This is a genomic window from Arthrobacter sp. P2b, from assembly GCF_900168295.1.
Taxonomy (GTDB): domain Bacteria; phylum Actinomycetota; class Actinomycetes; order Actinomycetales; family Micrococcaceae; genus Arthrobacter.
The window spans coordinates 1-16,198 of the sequence record NZ_FVZL01000019.1 but is presented as its reverse complement, the minus strand read 5'-3'; the positions used below and the strand labels follow the sequence as shown (position 1 = coordinate 16,198).

Sequence of the window (16,198 nt, the reverse complement as noted above, 5' to 3'; positions counted from 1 at the left end):
CTCAGTACCGCACGAGCTTCCGGGCCAGCCGGCGCTGCAACAGCGTGGACGGCATGGTGGTGTCCACGCGCTCGCTGAGGTCCACTCCCGTGACTGCCCTGTAGGCGTGGATGTAGCGCTGGACAGACGGCTTCCACTTGATGGCCCAGTTCTCGGCGTCATCGCCTTCCATGTCGGACTCGTTCCAGCGTCCGTGCCGGACGGACAGAAGCAGTTGCTCGCCGTGGACGGCCAGGTCATAGAAGTGTGTGATGCTTGCGTCGGACCAGCCCTGGATCGACTTCATGGCGTCTACCCTGTCCATCCAGTCTTCGTCATAGGGAACCATGGTGCGGCCACCCAGGAACTCACGCATTTCCGGCTGGGCAAGCATCCATTGCACTTCCATGGTTTCGATGCGGGCTGTCACGGACATGTCGGCGAACTGGTTATTCGCCCCATAGGCCAAGACCAGGTGAAGCTCCCGCAGGCTGCTGAGAAGTGGGAAAGCGTCCGCATCCACGGTCTTGTCGTTGTGCTCCTTGTAGTAGTGATGGCAATCGTGAAGCAGGCTGTGGAAGGCTCCGAGGAATTGCGTCCGCCGCTCCACCATCAGTTCGCCCGGCGGTATGGCGCGGCCGATCAGTTTCAGGCCGTACTGGTACTCATACTCGGCGGCCCGGCGCCGCAGGGACAGCCGGTCCTTTTCTGATTCTGCGAGCCCCCACAGGAGTCCCCGCAGGGGCAGGAGCGGGCTGACCGCCAGCCGGGAAAGTGGATCCCCGCCCATCGGCACACGGCGGTTCTGGAAGCGGGCAAGGATCCTGTTCAGCGACTGGAACAACATGCCTTCCTCCAGCCAGTAAACGTAAATGAGCTCCGTAAACGGCACGAGCTTCAAAGGGTAGTCTTGTCCCGCAGGAAACCCGGGCGGGAATGGTTCCGCCTGGTCGCCCCGCTCCTGGCTGACATATGAGCCCTCTATTGCTTCCCTCGAGCCGTTTGCGGGTTTCCATTCGAGGTTCCCTGACTGGGAAGACCGGGCGAACGTATTCCCCAAGGCTGACTCGGTCACGAAATCTGTTGCCAGTTCATGCAGCTGTTCGTACGTTAATGATCCGTACCGCGTGAAGTCCCTAAGTTCCTGTGCGTTTTGTTGGGCATACCCGGCAAAGCGCTCGAATCGACTGTTCTTTGTCACGTTCTGGATGAAGTTCCACAAATGCGCATGGGTGCTGCCGGGCTTTGCATTTGGTTCCAGAGCCACCCTGACAATCGGCGCGGTCTCCTTGCGCTTAACCGTGAAGGTATCCAGGGTTTCCCAGGTTGCCTTACCGATCTCTGCCTTTTTGCCCGCCTCTACCTCGTTGATGCGACGGAATTGGACCTCGTATGTACCTGGATCGGGGATCAAGACCATCCGCTCGAAGCCTTCTCCCTCTGCCAAGGTCCGACGGACGGCACCTCCTTTGCCTTCATCTATGGGAATTGGGTTGCCTCCGCCCGCCGGAACTACTTGAAATTCGAAGGTTCCAGCTGACTCTGAATCCCTCAGATCGAACCGCAGGGCAACCTCCTGTCCGGCGTATACAGGATTTATGGGCCGTCGAGTAAATTCCATGGCTATCTCCTAGTTAGTGCTGTTGTAGCGAAAGTTTGGGTTGTGCGGACCCGGGCAGGAGCAGGCGTGCCCAGAACGTCCAGGCTGTCCCGGACCGCCCAGGCTGTGAGCAGCGAGGAGAGCTGCGAACTTTCCTCCTCTGCTGAGATGCGTCCGGCCGCCTTGGCTTGGCCCAGGACGGCGAACACCAGGGCCGGACGCTGGCGGGCCATCACGCCGAAGTCGCTGTCCCACGCCTCGTGAAGCCGCAGCAACCGGCCAGGCTGGCGCTCCTTGAGTGGAAAGATGGTGCCGAGTTCGCGGCCTTCCGCCAGAGGGGCGCGGTGATGAATGAGCAGATCCACGAGATCCCCGATATGGGCCTCGCAGTTCCGGATCCAGGACGCGTGCGCGGCCGGAAGCCCCGCGAGCGGATACATCGCCTTCCACACCGTGGCGAGTTCCCGCCACTGGGGATGCGGGTACAGGGCGTTCCCCAGAGCCGAGGAAATCAGCACCCTCAGGTAGGGCATCGGGTGCGGATCCGTGCCGCTGGGGCGGAACACGAAATACCGCGGAAGGCTGACCACCGCCAGGAGCCCGATGGTGGACGTGATGCCCACGGTGGCAACGGACCACATGTCCGCCACGATTTCGCTGATCCACTGGGACCACACCTGCCAGCCCCCGTCCGGATCACGGGCCGCGCGCCGCTCGATCTCCGCGCGCAGGGACTGGACCAGCTCCAGCTGCGCGGCGCCCTGGTGCCCCACTTCGTGGACCAGCGAAGAGGCAATCCCGCTGCCGATCATCCGCTCCCGGGGAAGCCGGATGATCCCCACCGGGTTCGGCTTGCCGCCCGGAAGCCGGGTTTTCGCCCGGCGGATTGCCGCACCCGCACCCCTGGCGAGGTAGACCACCAGCCTGGTGTCGCCGTCGTCGGACGTTTCAAGCCGCAGCGCATCCTGCGCCAGGATGTCCAGCCCGGACAGCCAGACGCCGGTGGCGTGTTCACTGCGCTGGGTGACCACCTCGGTGAAGAGGTCGAACTGGGCCAGGACCACGTTGAACTGGAGGCGGATGAGGACAAACCGGCGCTGCTGTTCGGCGGCGGAGGCCACCTGTCCGTCCCCGTGCAGCCAGTCAAGAAAGTCGGCGAGCTGCAGGCGGAGTTCGTTGCGCCCGGTGTGGAGGAAACGCTCGATCAGGAGCTGGGCGTCGCGGGGCAGGGCAGCGGCGAGGACCATGGTTTCGTGCATGACGAAGGGCTTGATCTGGTCCAGGCGGGACAGGAGGCCGGTCGCCTCGCTCTCAATCAGCCCCGTGCTGATGGTTCTCGTGTCCATGCCGATCGCCTACCCTTCGCCTCCCCGGTGCCGGATCACACGCCCAGGAGGATGACGCGTCCGTCGCGGCGGATCCACCGGCCCTCGTCGGCGTTGCCGTTCGAGGTGCCGTTGCCGCCGTCGGACTGGCTGTCCCAGCCTTCGTCGGGCGCGCCCCACGTGGCGCCGGCATACTGGTCGCCGTAGATCCGGGTGCCGCCGCGGGGACGGCGCCGCGCGGCCTGGCGGGCGCGCAGCAGGGACGGCGCGTACCGGCGGGCCGCGGCGGTGGCTGCTGCACGTGCCGCGGCACCCGGCGGCACGGAGACAGGCGTCCGCGCGGCGTTGCGGTAGGACGCACGGGCGAACCGGACGTACCGCCGGGCAGCCTCTTCCTCGGCTTCCATCTCGTCCATCGACTCCATCTCCTCGGCTTCCAGCAGCCCGCCAGCCAGGGAGCCGAGCTTGCTGCCAATGGCCGTCCCGACGCCGGGAGCCACGAAGGAGCCGATGGCACCTCCCACAATGGGCAGCGCCTTCTTGGCCACCGATTTCAGGGCGCCTCCGAGTGCTTTGCCGATGGGGGACTTGATGAACCTGGACGCGCCTTTCACCACGCTGCGGGCGAGCTTGCCGAGGAACTGGTCCAGTTCTTCCTCGGACGTGATGCTCAGGAGCTCCATGGCCAGCTCGGACTCAAGGTTTTCCTCGTTGTCCTGTTCGCCTTCGTAGCCGTTGAAGTTTCCTTCGTCCTCGTCTTCCTGCTGCCAGGGGAAAGCGGATTCGTTTTCGTAGTAGTTGGTGCTCATGTCACTGTCCTTTGGGGTGGGATTGAAGCCGGGTGGTTATCTGGCGTTGAGGATCACGATGTTGCGGCCGCGGCGGATCCAGCGACCGCTTTCTGCAGGGGACCCGGACTTGCCTGGGCTTTTGAGGAGACCTGGCAGGTGCTGGCGGGCGGCTGCGGTGGCCGCCTTCTGTGCGGCCAGGGGAGCGGGAACGCTCTTGGGCATGGCGGCGGCGCGCTGGGCGGTTGAGGTGGCAAAGCGGACAAAGGCCCGGGCCGTTTCCAGGTCGCGGTCCTCGGCGGAGAGGCCTTCCAGCTGGAGCCCGGACTCGAACTTCGTCCCAAGCCACTGGCCCACGCGCTGGCCGGCCTGCCCGCCTGCCCCGGGGACGATGTAGTTGCCCACCGCCTGGCCGAGCTGCGGCAGGGCCTTCCGGGCCGCCGATTTCAGGATGTTGCCCACGGCTTTGCCAGCCGAAGATCCGGCGAAGTCCTTTGCGGCGGAGACCGCCCTCCTGGCCAGGCTTCCCAGGAACTGGTCGAGTTCCCCTTCGTCGGTGACGGCCAGCAGCTCGGCGGCGAGGGCCAGCTCGTCCGTTTCGCCGTCAGTCTCGCCCCACATCTCGTCGTTTTCGTAGGAGTCTTCGGCCTGGAACGGTGACTGTTCGCCCTCGAACGAGTAGCCGGATTCTTCGTCCATCACCTCGCCCCAGGTGCCTTCGTCCTGGCCCTCAAAAAGTGCCCTGTCGATGTCGTGCATGAGTATTTCCTTCCCGGAGTCTTGCGGGTGCCTTGGGGGACACCCTCGCGGAACACCGCATACCCTCCTACTGCACAATTCGTGCCAACTGGTTCGGGTGCTGGTCCCAGCGGGAACGCGCCGGTTTTCCGGCTCTTGGAGGGGGCGCTGCCGAAGCGGCCTTCGCCCTTGCGAAAGAGGGTTCGCGGCTAATGAAACGGGCTGGACCCGGCTTGGCCGTCCGGGCGGAGGGAACGGCGGTACTTGTTCACGGTCCGCCGGGCAATCTCGAAGCCGTGGCGGGCGAGTTCTGCGCGAAGCTTTTCATCAGACATCGTGCCGGGCGCGGCTGCGATAAGCTCCTCCAGCGCTGCCCGCGACGCCTGCCCTTTGCCGAAGAGACAGGACAGATCAGCGACGGCTCCGGAGGGCAGCCGCAGCCGCTTGCCGCTGACCGCCCTGCTGACGGTGGAGGGATGCAGCCCGATTTCCTGCGCTACTGCCGTGCGGGTGAGGGGATGGTGGTGGCTGCGGCCGTGGTCCAGGAAGTCCTTCTGATGGGTTAGGGCGCATTCGGTGATGCGCAGAAGTGCGTTGGCTCGGCGGTCGATCTGGTAAATCAGCCGCTGGGCAGCGACTTCGTGTTCTGCCAGCCATTGCTTCGCGTCGGTTGAAGCCCGCAGACCTAGCGACAAGTCCACTACGTGCAGTCCGAACCAAACGCTCGCCGGTACCTCTACTTCGAGCGACCCGTCCGGCCTGCGGTACAGGAAGACGTCAGCTGTGGGCGCGGCGGCGTCCGTGGTGCTTGTCTCTACTGCGGCGAACGGCCGCAGCCGGTCCTTGATGACGGCCAGTCCCGCCAATACCTGCTGTTCGGTGAGTCCCATGGCACGTACGACGGCGGCGGTACTTCCCGCGGCGAGGTCGGCTAAGTGCTCGCTGACCAGGCGGGGGAGCCAGCCAGGCACCTCGCCGGCCTCAACCAGCGCTTCAGCCTGGGCCGCCAGCAGTCCGGTGACACTGGTGGATGCGATACCGGGCGGACCCACCGCCCGGAGTGCGCGGAGGGCTTCCTGGACCTGTTGGTCCCTGAGGCCGTGAAGCCGGGCGATCTCTTCCGGACCGGCGTCAAGGATTCCGCGCGGAGTCAGGTGGGCCATCACGGATTCGAGGGCCTGCCGGCAGTCTGATCGGACTTCCAGCCCGGCATCGGCCTCCAGCGTGCGGAAGGGATCTACCCCCGATTCGGCCCCGTCCTGGAACTGCGGGGCTGTCCCTTTTCCCCTGCAACGGTGGCAGGTGCCGGAGGAGACATGGCGGCCGCAGCCGGGGCAGGGGTGGCCGTCCATCCGCTCCAGCACAGGGTTTTCGGCCAGCGAGCGTTCGGTGGCCTCCGCTACTTCCTGATGTGTCATGGCCAGCATGCCCATTGCGTTCAGTAAGCCGGGCAAGGTGCGCAGTTCAGCCTGGGGACCTACCTGCAGTTCCAGGCCTTGGCCGGACGCTCCGCTGACCATGCCACAGGTTAGCCCTGCAATGAGGCACGCCGAAAGGGAGCCACTGGCGTGATTGACGCCCATGCGCCGGCGCCCAACGGCCAACGGCCGTACCGAAACTCGGGTAGGCACTGGACGGGGACAAGTCAGGTAACGGGACCTACACTGTTTGCGTGACGGGAAGGGGTTCCACTCCGAAGTGGATCTTCGCGGCGACAGCCTGGGTCGGTGCGCTAATCGCGCTGGCTTGCCTGTTCTTGTACTTCGACATGCACTTTACGCCTTCGGACAGATCCTCCGACAAAGTGTTGGGGGTCGCCCCTGACTCATCGGATCTCGATTGGCAGGATTTCGAGAGCCTGAGGCCCCAGTTTTCTCCATCTGAACCAGGATCTCAGCCGCCTCAACATCTACCAGAATCCGCTGCCGTCGAGAACTTTCAACGCGATTGTGAAAGCGGCGTAAACCGCTGGCGGACCGGTCAGGTTGACTATCCGAAGGAACTATCGATCTCGGTTAATGAGTCGGTTACGTATAACGCAGCCGTGGATGTCCGCGAAGACCCGTTGCCTGCCGATGAAGTAATCGTCGTCGCCGGTAAGTCTGGTTCTGAGCAAATAGCCGTCAGGTGCACAGTCGCCGCGAAGTTGGTTGCCGTGGGGGATTTTATGCGAGTGGACAACTCAGAGGAGTGGGTGAGCCAGGACTTTACTCCTTTGGGTGTCGCTGAGTGGTCATGGTCAGTCTCTGCCGACAAGCCTGTCGATCAGGAACTTCGTCTGGTTATTCGGCCCGCTGTTCTGACAGCGGGAGCAAACGGCGGACTGCTGTACACGCAGGGTAGCGGCGATTCCAGTTATGCGGACACCAGTGAGGCAACCATCGTTACAGAAGTAAAAGTTCGCGGCACTTTACTCGAGCAGTTGGCGTTCTGGTTAGAGACCCAGTGGCTTCTCCTCGTTGCGATTGCGGGCACCCTTGCGGCGGGTGTCGCAGGGTTCCGAAAGTGGATCCAGGATCAGTTTGGGCAACCAAGCCGGTCCGTGGAAGAACCAAGCAAAAAGAAAAAGGACAAGGGCAAGAAGAAGTAGCCAGTGGCGGGAACGAGCAGACGCACACGCTGTGCTTGCCACTCCTGGCTTACGGACGGAAGGGTGGGTAACGCCGCAGTAACGCCCGTTGTGTCCTGATGGAAAGGGACCACCTCGAGTTTTGAGGAGGTTCCGGGATGTAGTCCTGAGCCGGCTCGTCCCTAGGCTGAGGAGGCGGCTAGTGAAGTCGGGTAGAGTCCCGCGAAGCACGCCGCGCACACATTTGAGCCGAGGGTTTCACGCCCCTTCGTCCCGTTCCGTGCGTACTTCACGGATGAGCAAGGCGCCCAGCAGCAGCGGTGCTGACCTGAGCCACTCTGTCCTGCAATGGTTTGCCATCATTGCGCCCCTCACCACCGTGGCCACCGCACTTTCGTTTTGGTTCGGCTGGACAATGACGGCCACACGAACTGCGTACTTCGGCATTGACCAAAGCGTCCTGGAATATTCCACGGTGGATTATCTTCTTCGCAGTGCTGATGCCCTGATCGTTCCGGCGATCCTCCTCCTGCTCGTAAGCATTGTGGGCGTTGCGATTCATGCCGTTACACGGAGTATCATCCGGCGCGGCGTTGGGCTCGGTTATGTTCAATTGGCCGCCGGGTTCGTGCTGCTCGCAGGAATATTTTTCACATCCCTCGGAGTGTGGACCATCTTCGAAGAGCCCCCGTTCAGGACACCTTTTCTCTTTGAGCCCGGTGCGCTTGGTGGTGGAATCGCAGTCAGCGCATACGCTTTCTGGGCCCTTCGAAGGACCGCGCTGGGGGACCAAAGGCTCAGGCGCCTGCCGATGTGGGAGAAACTTGGGTACGTTTCCGTGGTCCTCCTGGTGGTTGTGGCCCTCTTTTGGGCTTGCTCTTTATATGCGGGAGCATTGGGCACGGGCAGGTCCAGGGATTACGAGCGGGAGTTGAGCAGGCGTCCGTCGGTGACGGTCTACAGTGTGCATTCGCTCGCCCTCGGAAGCTCGGTGGTGGAGGAGAAAGTATCCGTTCCCGGCTCAAAGTACGGCTTCAAATACACCGGACTCAAATTCGTCACGCTCAGTTCCAACAAGTATTTCCTGCTGCCCGCCAACTGGTCCCGTGATGCCGGCGCCGCGATCGTTCTGGAGGAGAGCCCGGAATACCGGGTCGAATTCGAACCGGGAGAGGGATAAGTCGATGAAGCTTCATTCCAAGGCCGCAGCCCTTTCATGCATTGCATTGGCTTCCCTTTGTGCGTGTGGCGGGCCACCTACAAACGGCGAGCCATCCCTAAACGGCGGTACTGAATCCACGCCTGTTTCCGTAACTCACCGGGTAAGGATTGGCGGTGACGACTGGCTCATTGAGCCCGGTGCGGGAAGCCCGATTGTTAGAGCCGGCACTATTGAATCCTTCGAAATTGTGAATGACACCAGCGAAGACCTGGTGCCGGATGTCGGGCTGGGCGGCAACACAACATTCCGGATAATTGTGAACACGTGCCCGGAAGGCGTGAAGCCGGGCAGGACATGCATTGTGCGCGGCGAATGGTTGGCCGGTGGCCCGCGGGACGTCACCCTGGACGTGGCAGTTACCAACAAGAGCGCGCCCAGCAAACCCACGAAAAAGATTTCAGTCCCTCTTGAAGCCGCGTCCGGTTCTGCCACTCCCACGAAGAAGACTGTTGCGCCCACTCCGGTTTCTACGGCCACAACGTCAACATCGCCCTCCGCAACTTCGACAACCGGCACGCCCACGCCCACGCCATCGACGACGACGAGCGTCACCTCACCACCACCCACTACGGCGGCTCCGACAGCATCTGCAACCAAAAGTGCCTCATAGCCTCCTGCCTGGCCTGTCCACTGCAGGAGCTGATAGAGCGTTGCCGGAAAACCTGCAGGAGCTGATAGAGCGTCGGGGGAAAACCCGCAGGAGGTGATGGGGCGTCGGGAAGAGGGGGAGCAGCGAGGAGGGGACACGCCCACCGCTTGACGGCCCCAAACGCTTCCGCATATCCTGAACGAACGGTCGGTAAATAATTCCGCACGTCCCAGAAGGTCTTTGCATAGGAGCAACCATGGCAGCGCAGAACCTGCAGTCAGTGCCCGCCGAGCTATCCCCGGAAGAGGAGGCTGAGGCCCAGGCCCACTTCGACCGCGTCATGGCCGAGGACTCACGCATCGAGCCCAAGGACTGGATGCCGGCGGCCTACCGCAAGACCCTGCTCCGCCAGATCAGCCAGCACGCCCACTCCGAGATCATCGGCATGCAGCCCGAGGCCAACTGGATCTCACGGGCCCCCAGCCTCAAGCGCAAGGCCATCCTCATGGCCAAGGTCCAGGACGAGGCCGGCCACGGGCTCTACCTCTACTCCGCCGCCGAAACCCTTGGCCAAACAAGGGACAAGATGATGGACGACCTCATCGCCGGCAAGGCCCGCTACTCCAGCATCTTCAACTACCCCGCGCTCACCTGGGCGGACATGGGCGCCATCGGCTGGCTGGTGGACGGCGCCGCCATCTGCAACCAGGTCCCGCTGTGCCGCGCCTCCTACGGCCCCTACGGCCGCGCCATGGTCCGCATCTGCAAGGAGGAGAGCTTCCACCAGCGCCAGGGCTTCGAGATCCTCCTGGAACTCTCCAACGGCACCCCCGAGCAGAAGCAGATGGCCCAGGACGCCGTGAACCGCTGGTACGCCCCGGCCCTGATGATGTTCGGCCCGCCGGACGACGATTCGCCCAACTCCAAGCAGTCCATGGCCTGGAACATCAAGCGCTTCAGCAACGACGAACTCCGCAGCCGCTTCGTGGGCATGATGGTGGAGCAGGTCCGGGTCCTGGGCCTCACCCTCCCGGATGACCAGGTCCGCTTCAACGAGGACACCAGGAAGTGGGAGCACGGCCCGCTGGACTGGCACGAGTTCCAGGAAGTGCTCGCCGGCCGCGGCCCCTGCAACGCCCAGCGCCTGGAGCGCCGGAGGGCAGCGCACGACGACGGCGCCTGGGTCCGCGAGGCAGCAGCCGCTTACGCAGCAAAACAGTCAAAGAAGACGAAGGAATACGCAGCATGAGCCCCCACGGCAACCCGGAAGTCCCCGCAAGCTCGGCCACCGAGATCAACCGCGACGCGCAGAAGGTGAGCCCGGCGGTGGTTTCGACAAGCTCAACCAACGATCGTCCGGTGGTTGAGCCTGTCGAAACCCATGACCGCGGGGCCTGGGGTCTCTGGGAGGTTTTTGTCCGGTCGAGCCGCGGCCTGAGCCATGTTCATGCCGGCAGCCTCCATGCACCGGATGCCGCGATGGCCCTGCGCAATGCCCGCGACCTCTACACCCGCCGCAACGAGGGTGTCTCCATCTGGGTTGTCCCGGCCGAGGCCATCGCCGCGAGCGACCCGGACGCCAAGGGATCGTTCTTCGAGTCGCCGCAGGGCAAGGATTACCGGCATGCCACGTACTACACCAAGAGCGAAGGGGTAAAGCACCTGTGAGCACCCCCGGAACAAACACCGACGCAACAGAGACCACCGGCCACGGCGACATCTCCACCGGTGTAGCCGGCAGTGGCGACTCCAACGCCTCCGCCACCCGGATCACCCCCGGCAACGCGCTGCGCCCGGAGGACATCGCCCTCGAGGTCCGCACCGGCCTGGCCGAGCCAACAGAAGACGTAGCCGAGTACGCCCTGAGGCTGGGCGACGACGCCCTGATCCTCGCCCAGCGCCTGGGCCACTGGATCTCCCGCGCACCCGAGCTGGAGGAGGACGTGGCCCTGGGAAACATCGCCCTGGACCAGCTGGGCCACGCCCGGTCCTTCCTGAGCTACGCCGGCGGCGCCTGGGACAAAACCGAGGATGACCTCGCCTACTTCCGCCGCGAGCACGAGTTTCGCTCCGTCCAGCTGTTCGAGCAGCCCAACGGGGACTTCGCGGTGACCATCGCACGGCAGTTCATCGTGAGCTACTACCAGTTCGAGCTCTACCGCCGCCTCACAGAATCAAAAGACGCCACGCTCGCAGCAATCGCCGCGAAGGCCGTAAAAGAAGTGGATTACCACCGGGACCACAGCGCCCAGTGGATCCTGCGCCTGGCCGGCGGCACCGAGGAGTCGCGCACCCGGATGATCCACGGCCTGCGCCTGATGTGGCCGTACGTCAACGAACTGTTCCAGGACGATGACCTGACGAACCGCCTCGCGGAGGCGGGCGCCGCCGTCGCGCCTTCCACCCTGAGGGAGGACTTCGACCGGCTGACCGGCGATGTCCTCAAAGAAGCCGAACTGGAGGTGCCGGACGTTCCGGCAGCCCCCGGCGGCGGACGGTTCGGCAAGCACTCGGAGCACCTGGGCTACATCCTGGCCGAGATGCAGGTCCTGGCCCGCGAGTACCCGGGAGCCAAGTGGTGACCGCGGCCATGTACATCTCCGACTTCGAGACCAGGACCCGGACGCCGCGGCAGCAGGCGTGGGACATCGCCGCCACCGTCTGCGATCCGGAGATCCCGGTGCTCACCATCGCGGACCTGGGGATCCTGCGCGACGTGCAGGTGACGGAAGACGACGTAAGAATCACCATCACCCCCACGTACTCGGGCTGCCCGGCCATGGATGCCATCCGCGACGACCTGCAGACAGCGTTCGCCAAAGAGGGCTACAGCAACGTCCACGTGGACCTGGTCCTCGCCCCGGCCTGGACCACGGACTGGATGACCGAGGAGGGCAAAGCGAAGCTGCGGGAGTACGGCATCGCACCGCCGTCGGGCAAGGCAGGGCTGGGCCACAACGGCCCTGTCCGCCTGAGCCTGGCCGTCAAGTGCCCGCAGTGCCAAAGCCTGAACACCAGGGAACTCACCCGGTTCGGTTCCACTTCCTGCAAGGCGCTGTATGTGTGCCAGGACTGCAAGGAACCGTTCGACTACTTCAAGGTCCTGTAAGGAAGCCCCATGCCTGTTGTCCGCCAGACCGCCGCCGAGTCGGCGCAGGCCGCCGGCCGCCGTCGTCCGTCCTTCCACACGCTCGCCGTCAAGGAGGTGCGCCGGCTCACCGAGGACGCCATCGAGGTCTCCTTCCACGTCCCGGCGGAGCTCGCCGGCCAGTTCGACTACCTGCCCGGCCAGTACGTGGCCCTGCGCACCAAGCTGCCGGATGAGACCGGCGAGCTGCACGAGGTGCGCCGCAGCTACTCCATCTGCGCCGAGCCGCGCAGCTTCGAGGACGGCAGCAGCGAGATCCGGGTGGCTGTGAAGAAGGACCTGGGCGGGCTGTTCTCCACCTGGGCCAACGCCGAGCTGAAGGCCGGGGACACGCTTGACGTCATGAGCCCCATGGGCGCGTTTGTGTCCAAGCACGGCCGGGACGGCTCCACGGTGGAGCAGAACGTCATGAACTCCATGAACCACCCGGAGGACATGGCGGGCGAGCCGGGCAACTTCGTGGCCATCGCGGCCGGGAGCGGCATCACCCCGGTGATCGCCATCGCGCGCACGCTGCTGGCCGCCAACCCGGACACCCGGTTCGACCTGATCTACGCCAACAAGGCCGCCATGGACGTGATGTTCCTGGAGGAGCTCGCGGACCTCAAGGACAAGTACCCGCAGCGGCTGGCCATCCACCACGTGCTGTCCCGCGAGCAGCGGATCGCGCCGCTGCTGAGCGGAAGGATCGACGCCGGGAAGCTTCAGCAGCTGCTGGGCACCGCCATCCACGCGGACGACGTGGACGAGTGGTTCCTGTGCGGGCCGTTCGAGCTGGTGCAGCTGTGCCGGGACACCCTGGCCGAGCGCGGCGTGAAGCCGGAGAACATCCGGTTCGAACTGTTCACGTCCGGCAAGCCGGACCGCCCGGAGGGGCACGCCGGCCGTCCTGTCGTGGTGGACGAGTCCAAGGAGACGTACAAGATCACGTTCAAGCTGGACGGCCTGCAGGGCGAGGTGGCCAGCCCTACGCACGCCCGCGAGTCCATCCTCAACGCCGCGCTGCGGGTCCGCCCGGACGTGCCGTTCGCGTGCGCCGGGGGAGTGTGCGGCACCTGCCGGGCCAAGGTGGTCACCGGCAGCGTGACCATGGACGAAAACTACGCGCTGGAGCAGGATGAGCTGGACAAGGGGTACGTGCTGACCTGCCAGAGCCACCCCACCAGCAAGGAAGTCACCGTCGATTTCGACGTCTAACGGTGGTTGAGCCGGGCCCACGCCCGCAGGGTTCCCTGGCCGAGCTTGCGAGGCTAGGGTGCGGGTGGGGAGCGAAATCAGCCTGTCGAAACCCAGCCCAAGTAGAAAAGAGAATTGTATGATCTCCCTCTCCATCAGCAACGGCGTCGCCGAGGTTGTTCTGAACGCGCCGCACAAGCTGAATTCGCTGGACGAGCAGGCTCTCCAGGATTTAACACAGGCGTACGACGACGCTGCTGCCGCCGCCTCACGCGGTGACGTGCGGGCGCTGCTGCTGAGGGGAGAGGGCCGCGCCTTCTGCGCGGGCAGGGACATTCAGAACGTGACCCCGGAGAGTGACGACGCGGCGGCCTACCTGGGAGGGCTGGTGGAGCCGCTGCTGAAGAAAATGGCGGCGTTCCCCGCGCCCACGTTCGCCGCAGCCCAGGGCGCGTGCCTGGGCGTGGGGCTGGGGCTGCTGCTGGCCACGGACGTGGTCTATGTGGCGGAGAACGCGAAGTTCGGGTCGCCATTCGCCAAGCTGGGGGCCACGCTGGATTCCGGCGGGCACTGGTACTTCACGGAGCGGCTGGGCATGCACCGCACATTGGACCTGATCTACACGGCCGAGCTCATGAGCGGTGCTGAGGCCGTGGCCCAGGGGCTGTTCAGCCGGGCTATGCCGGCGGACTCGTTGCTGGAGAACACCAGGGCGATTGTGGGCCGCGTGGCCCGCGGCGCCACCGGTGCCTTCAACGTCAGCAAGGAATTGGTGGCGCACATCCGCGACCAGCGGCTGGGCCTGTGGGAGGCCATGCAGGAGGAGAACGCCGAGCAAGCGCGGCTCTGCAAAACGCAGGACTATGCAGAAGGTTTCCGGGCTTTCCAGGAGAAGCGTGAGCCGAAGTTCAGCGGCTTTGGTGGTTGAGTCTGTCCATATCGGTGGTTGAGCCTGCCGCCTTACGGTGGTTGAGCCTGTCGAAACCAAATTGCCTTTGTTCGCCGCTAATTTGTAAGGTTCACCTATGACAACGGGGAAAGCAATAACCAAAGCCGTCATTCCTGCTGCCGGATTGGGAACTCGCTTCCTGCCCGCCACCAAGGCAATGCCGAAGGAAATGCTGCCGGTCGTCGACCGCCCGGCAATCCAGTACGTCGTGGAGGAAGCCGTGAAGTCCGGCCTTACCGACCTGCTGATGATCACGGGGCGCAACAAGCGCTCCCTCGAGGACCACTTTGACCGTGAGCCGGGCCTGGAGCGGGCCCTGGAGCTCAAGGGTGACAAGGACAGGCTGGAGTCGGTACAGTATGCCTCCGAGCTCGGGCCTATCCACTACGTCCGCCAAGGCGAGGCCAAGGGCCTGGGCCACGCGGTGCTGTGCGCCAGCCAGCATGTCGGCAACGAGCCTTTTGCTGTCCTGCTGGGCGATGATCTCATCGATGAGGCAGAGTCCCTGCTGACCACCATGATCGAGGTGCAGCAGAAGACCGGTGGATCCGTGATCGCGCTAATTGAGGTTGATCCGTCGCAGATCAGCGCTTACGGCTGCGCCGACATCACTGCCGTTGAGGGCGAGGATTACGTGCGCGTCAACAGCCTGGTGGAAAAGCCGGCCGTCGCTGACGCACCGTCCAACCTGGCCGTGATCGGCCGGTACGTACTGCACCCGTCCGTGTTCGGCGTTTTGGAAAACACCGAGCCCGGACGCGGCAACGAGATCCAGCTGACCGATGCGCTGCAGACCCTGGCCGCAGGCGAGGGCGAAGGCTCCGGCGTATACGGCGTTGTTTTCAAGGGACGTCGTTTCGACACGGGCGACAAGCTGAGCTACCTGAAGGCTGTCATTACGCTGGCCTCCGAACGAGTTGAATTTGGCGAGGACCTGAAGACCTGGATGAAGGCCTTCGTAAACTGACTTTAAGCTGAAATAGCAACGGCGCCGCCTCTAGTCAGAGGTAGTGCCGTTGCTATTTAAGCAGTTCTTTTGGGTCTAGGGTGCAACCAGTTCGAGGCGCCTTGCGGCGGCCTCCGCGTCCTCTGCCAACAGTTCCAAGAGGTACTTACCGTAGCCACTCTTGGCCAGAGGCTCTGCTCGCTCACGGAGTTCAGCATCCGTCAGGAAACCCTGCCGCCAGGCAATCTCTTCCGGGCAACCGATGGACAGTCCTTGGCGGTGCTGGACTGTACGGACAAACTCGGAGGCGTCGTTCAGATCATTGAAGGTGCCGGTGTCCAGCCAAGCAGTGCCGCGCGGAAGAATTTCCACCTGCAGTTTGCCGCGTTCCAGATAGACACGATTGACGTCTGTAATTTCCAACTCGCCCCTTGCAGACGGCTTCAAATCACGTGCAATTTGCACCACGTCATTGTCGTAGAAATACAGACCGGGCACCGCATAGTGGCTCCTAGGTTTTGCTGGCTTTTCTTCAAGTGAGATGGCGCGCCCGCTTTCATCGAATTCCACGACGCCGTATGCCGATGGATCAGCCACTCGGTAGCCGAAGACTGCTCCGCCGTCGATATTTTCGAAGCGGCGCAGCTGGGTTCCCATTCCACGTCCGTAAAAGATGTTGTCGCCCAGGACCAAGGCAACAGGTCCGTCACCAATGTGGTCGGCACCCAGGACGAAAGCTTGCGCCAAGCCGTCCGGGGAAGGTTGCTGTGTGTAAGTGAGGTTGACGCCGAACCGGCTACCGTCACCAAGCAGGCGCTGGAACTGGTCAGCGTCGTGAGGCGTGGTGATAATCAGGATGTCCCGGATTCCAGCCAGCATGAGCGTGGACAGCGGATAGTAGATCATGGGCTTGTCGTAAACCGGAACAAGCTGTTTGCTGATTCCGAGCGTAATTGGATGAAGACGTGAACCGGTTCCCCCGGCGAGGATTATTCCGCGCATAAGAACATTTTCGGCGCTTTTTCAAATTGCGCCAAATCTAAGTCGCCGTGAAAACATAGGAGTCATGCGAAAACTTCTTGTTACCGGCGGTGCCGGGTTCATTGGTTCCAACTTCGTCCACTACGTACTTGATAACACCGATGACCACGTCACCGTTCTGGACAAGC

Annotated in this window: 16 protein-coding genes; 10 read left to right on the top strand and 6 right to left on the bottom strand. The window is 63.6% G+C overall.

Annotated features, from left to right (window positions below; translation table 11 throughout):
* Window position 1: 1 nt before the first annotated feature.
* The 5 genes from B5520_RS19270 to B5520_RS19250 form a co-directional block, all read right to left on the bottom strand.
* A complete protein-coding gene (locus B5520_RS19270) occupies window positions 2-1,399 on the bottom strand; it encodes a hypothetical protein (RefSeq protein WP_139386273.1) in 1,398 nt (465 codons plus the stop codon).
* Window positions 1,400-1,602: 203 nt separating this feature from the next.
* A complete protein-coding gene (locus B5520_RS19265; protein ID WP_079598680.1) occupies window positions 1,603-2,925 on the bottom strand; it encodes a hypothetical protein in 1,323 nt (440 codons plus the stop codon).
* 35 nt (window positions 2,926-2,960) lie between these two features.
* Entirely contained in the window at window positions 2,961-3,713 is a 753-nt protein-coding gene (locus B5520_RS19260; protein WP_079598679.1) for a hypothetical protein, read from the bottom strand.
* A 36-nt stretch (window positions 3,714-3,749) separates the two neighbouring features.
* The gene (locus B5520_RS19255; protein ID WP_079598678.1) at window positions 3,750-4,451 is read right to left on the bottom strand and encodes a hypothetical protein; all 702 of its coding nucleotides are present in this window, start codon (window positions 4,449-4,451) and stop codon (window positions 3,750-3,752) included.
* Window positions 4,452-4,639: 188 nt separating this feature from the next.
* Window positions 4,640-5,950: an RNA polymerase factor sigma-54 gene (locus B5520_RS19250; protein WP_176156924.1), complete on the bottom strand. Its 1,311-nt coding sequence runs from the start codon at window positions 5,948-5,950 to the stop codon at window positions 4,640-4,642.
* Window positions 5,951-6,102: 152 nt separating this feature from the next.
* On the opposite strand from B5520_RS19250, the gene B5520_RS19245 reads away from it, so the two are divergent.
* The 9 genes from B5520_RS19245 (at window position 6,103) to galU (ending at window position 15,050) form a co-directional block, all read left to right on the top strand.
* Window positions 6,103-7,020, top strand: coding sequence for a hypothetical protein (locus tag B5520_RS19245; RefSeq protein WP_079598676.1), 918 nt, complete (start codon window positions 6,103-6,105; stop codon window positions 7,018-7,020).
* Window positions 7,021-7,294: 274 nt separating this feature from the next.
* The gene (locus B5520_RS19240; protein ID WP_104443641.1) at window positions 7,295-8,179 is read left to right on the top strand and encodes a hypothetical protein; all 885 of its coding nucleotides are present in this window, start codon (window positions 7,295-7,297) and stop codon (window positions 8,177-8,179) included.
* An 887-nt stretch (window positions 8,180-9,066) separates the two neighbouring features.
* Entirely contained in the window at window positions 9,067-10,059 is a 993-nt protein-coding gene (gene paaA / locus B5520_RS19235; protein ID WP_079598674.1) for a 1,2-phenylacetyl-CoA epoxidase subunit PaaA, read from the top strand.
* On the top strand, window positions 10,056-10,478 hold the full coding sequence (paaB, locus tag B5520_RS19230; protein WP_079598673.1) for a 1,2-phenylacetyl-CoA epoxidase subunit PaaB: 423 nt from the start codon (window positions 10,056-10,058) through the stop codon (window positions 10,476-10,478). The genes paaA and paaB overlap by 4 nt, the downstream gene beginning before the upstream one ends.
* Entirely contained in the window at window positions 10,475-11,392 is a 918-nt protein-coding gene (paaC, locus tag B5520_RS19225; protein WP_079598672.1) for a 1,2-phenylacetyl-CoA epoxidase subunit PaaC, read from the top strand. The genes paaB and paaC overlap by 4 nt, the downstream gene beginning before the upstream one ends.
* An 8-nt stretch (window positions 11,393-11,400) precedes the next feature.
* The gene (gene paaD, locus B5520_RS19220; protein ID WP_104443643.1) at window positions 11,401-11,919 is read left to right on the top strand and encodes a 1,2-phenylacetyl-CoA epoxidase subunit PaaD; all 519 of its coding nucleotides are present in this window, start codon (window positions 11,401-11,403) and stop codon (window positions 11,917-11,919) included.
* A gap of 9 nt (window positions 11,920-11,928) precedes the next feature.
* Window positions 11,929-13,155, top strand: coding sequence for a 1,2-phenylacetyl-CoA epoxidase subunit PaaE (paaE, locus tag B5520_RS19215; RefSeq protein ID WP_079598670.1), 1,227 nt, complete (start codon window positions 11,929-11,931; stop codon window positions 13,153-13,155).
* 118 nt (window positions 13,156-13,273) lie between these two features.
* Window positions 13,274-14,062, top strand: a complete 789-nt coding sequence (locus B5520_RS19210) for an enoyl-CoA hydratase/isomerase family protein (protein WP_079598669.1) — start codon at window positions 13,274-13,276, stop codon at window positions 14,060-14,062.
* A 97-nt stretch (window positions 14,063-14,159) separates the two neighbouring features.
* The gene (gene galU, locus B5520_RS19205; RefSeq protein ID WP_079598668.1) at window positions 14,160-15,050 is read left to right on the top strand and encodes a UTP--glucose-1-phosphate uridylyltransferase GalU; all 891 of its coding nucleotides are present in this window, start codon (window positions 14,160-14,162) and stop codon (window positions 15,048-15,050) included.
* A gap of 75 nt (window positions 15,051-15,125) precedes the next feature.
* Here the strand turns inward: galU and rfbA are convergent, their stop codons facing one another.
* Window positions 15,126-16,031 carry a glucose-1-phosphate thymidylyltransferase RfbA gene (gene rfbA, locus B5520_RS19200; protein ID WP_079598667.1) on the bottom strand — a complete coding sequence of 302 codons (906 nt, stop codon included), beginning with the start codon at window positions 16,029-16,031 and terminating at the stop codon, window positions 15,126-15,128.
* 64 nt (window positions 16,032-16,095) lie between these two features.
* Between rfbA and B5520_RS22540 the strand changes: the two genes are divergently transcribed.
* Window positions 16,096-16,198, top strand: a 103-nt coding sequence (locus B5520_RS22540; RefSeq protein WP_139386272.1) for an NAD-dependent epimerase/dehydratase family protein, incomplete at its 3' end; no start/stop codon positions are given.

What these genes read in the sequence shown, in the direction of transcription:
- B5520_RS19270 (WP_139386273.1), bottom strand. Translation starts at nt 1,399, where the DNA reads ATGGTCTTGATCCCCGATCCAGGTACATACGAGGTCCAATTCCGTCGC.
- B5520_RS19265 (WP_079598680.1), bottom strand. Translation starts at nt 2,925, where the DNA reads ATGGACACGAGAACCATCAGCACGGGGCTGATTGAGAGCGAGGCGACC.
- B5520_RS19260 (WP_079598679.1), bottom strand. Translation starts at nt 3,713, where the DNA reads ATGAGCACCAACTACTACGAAAACGAATCCGCTTTCCCCTGGCAGCAG.
- B5520_RS19255 (WP_079598678.1), bottom strand. Translation starts at nt 4,451, where the DNA reads ATGCACGACATCGACAGGGCACTTTTTGAGGGCCAGGACGAAGGCACC.
- B5520_RS19250 (WP_176156924.1), bottom strand. Translation starts at nt 5,950, where the DNA reads ATGGTCAGCGGAGCGTCCGGCCAAGGCCTGGAACTGCAGGTAGGTCCC.
- B5520_RS19240 (WP_104443641.1), top strand. Translation starts at nt 7,295, where the DNA reads ATGAGCAAGGCGCCCAGCAGCAGCGGTGCTGACCTGAGCCACTCTGTC.
- paaA (WP_079598674.1), top strand. Translation starts at nt 9,067, where the DNA reads ATGGCAGCGCAGAACCTGCAGTCAGTGCCCGCCGAGCTATCCCCGGAA.
- paaB (WP_079598673.1), top strand. Translation starts at nt 10,056, where the DNA reads ATGAGCCCCCACGGCAACCCGGAAGTCCCCGCAAGCTCGGCCACCGAG.
- paaD (WP_104443643.1), top strand. Translation starts at nt 11,401, where the DNA reads ATGTACATCTCCGACTTCGAGACCAGGACCCGGACGCCGCGGCAGCAG.
- paaE (WP_079598670.1), top strand. Translation starts at nt 11,929, where the DNA reads ATGCCTGTTGTCCGCCAGACCGCCGCCGAGTCGGCGCAGGCCGCCGGC.
- B5520_RS19210 (WP_079598669.1), top strand. Translation starts at nt 13,274, where the DNA reads ATGATCTCCCTCTCCATCAGCAACGGCGTCGCCGAGGTTGTTCTGAAC.
- galU (WP_079598668.1), top strand. Translation starts at nt 14,160, where the DNA reads ATGACAACGGGGAAAGCAATAACCAAAGCCGTCATTCCTGCTGCCGGA.
- rfbA (WP_079598667.1), bottom strand. Translation starts at nt 16,031, where the DNA reads ATGCGCGGAATAATCCTCGCCGGGGGAACCGGTTCACGTCTTCATCCA.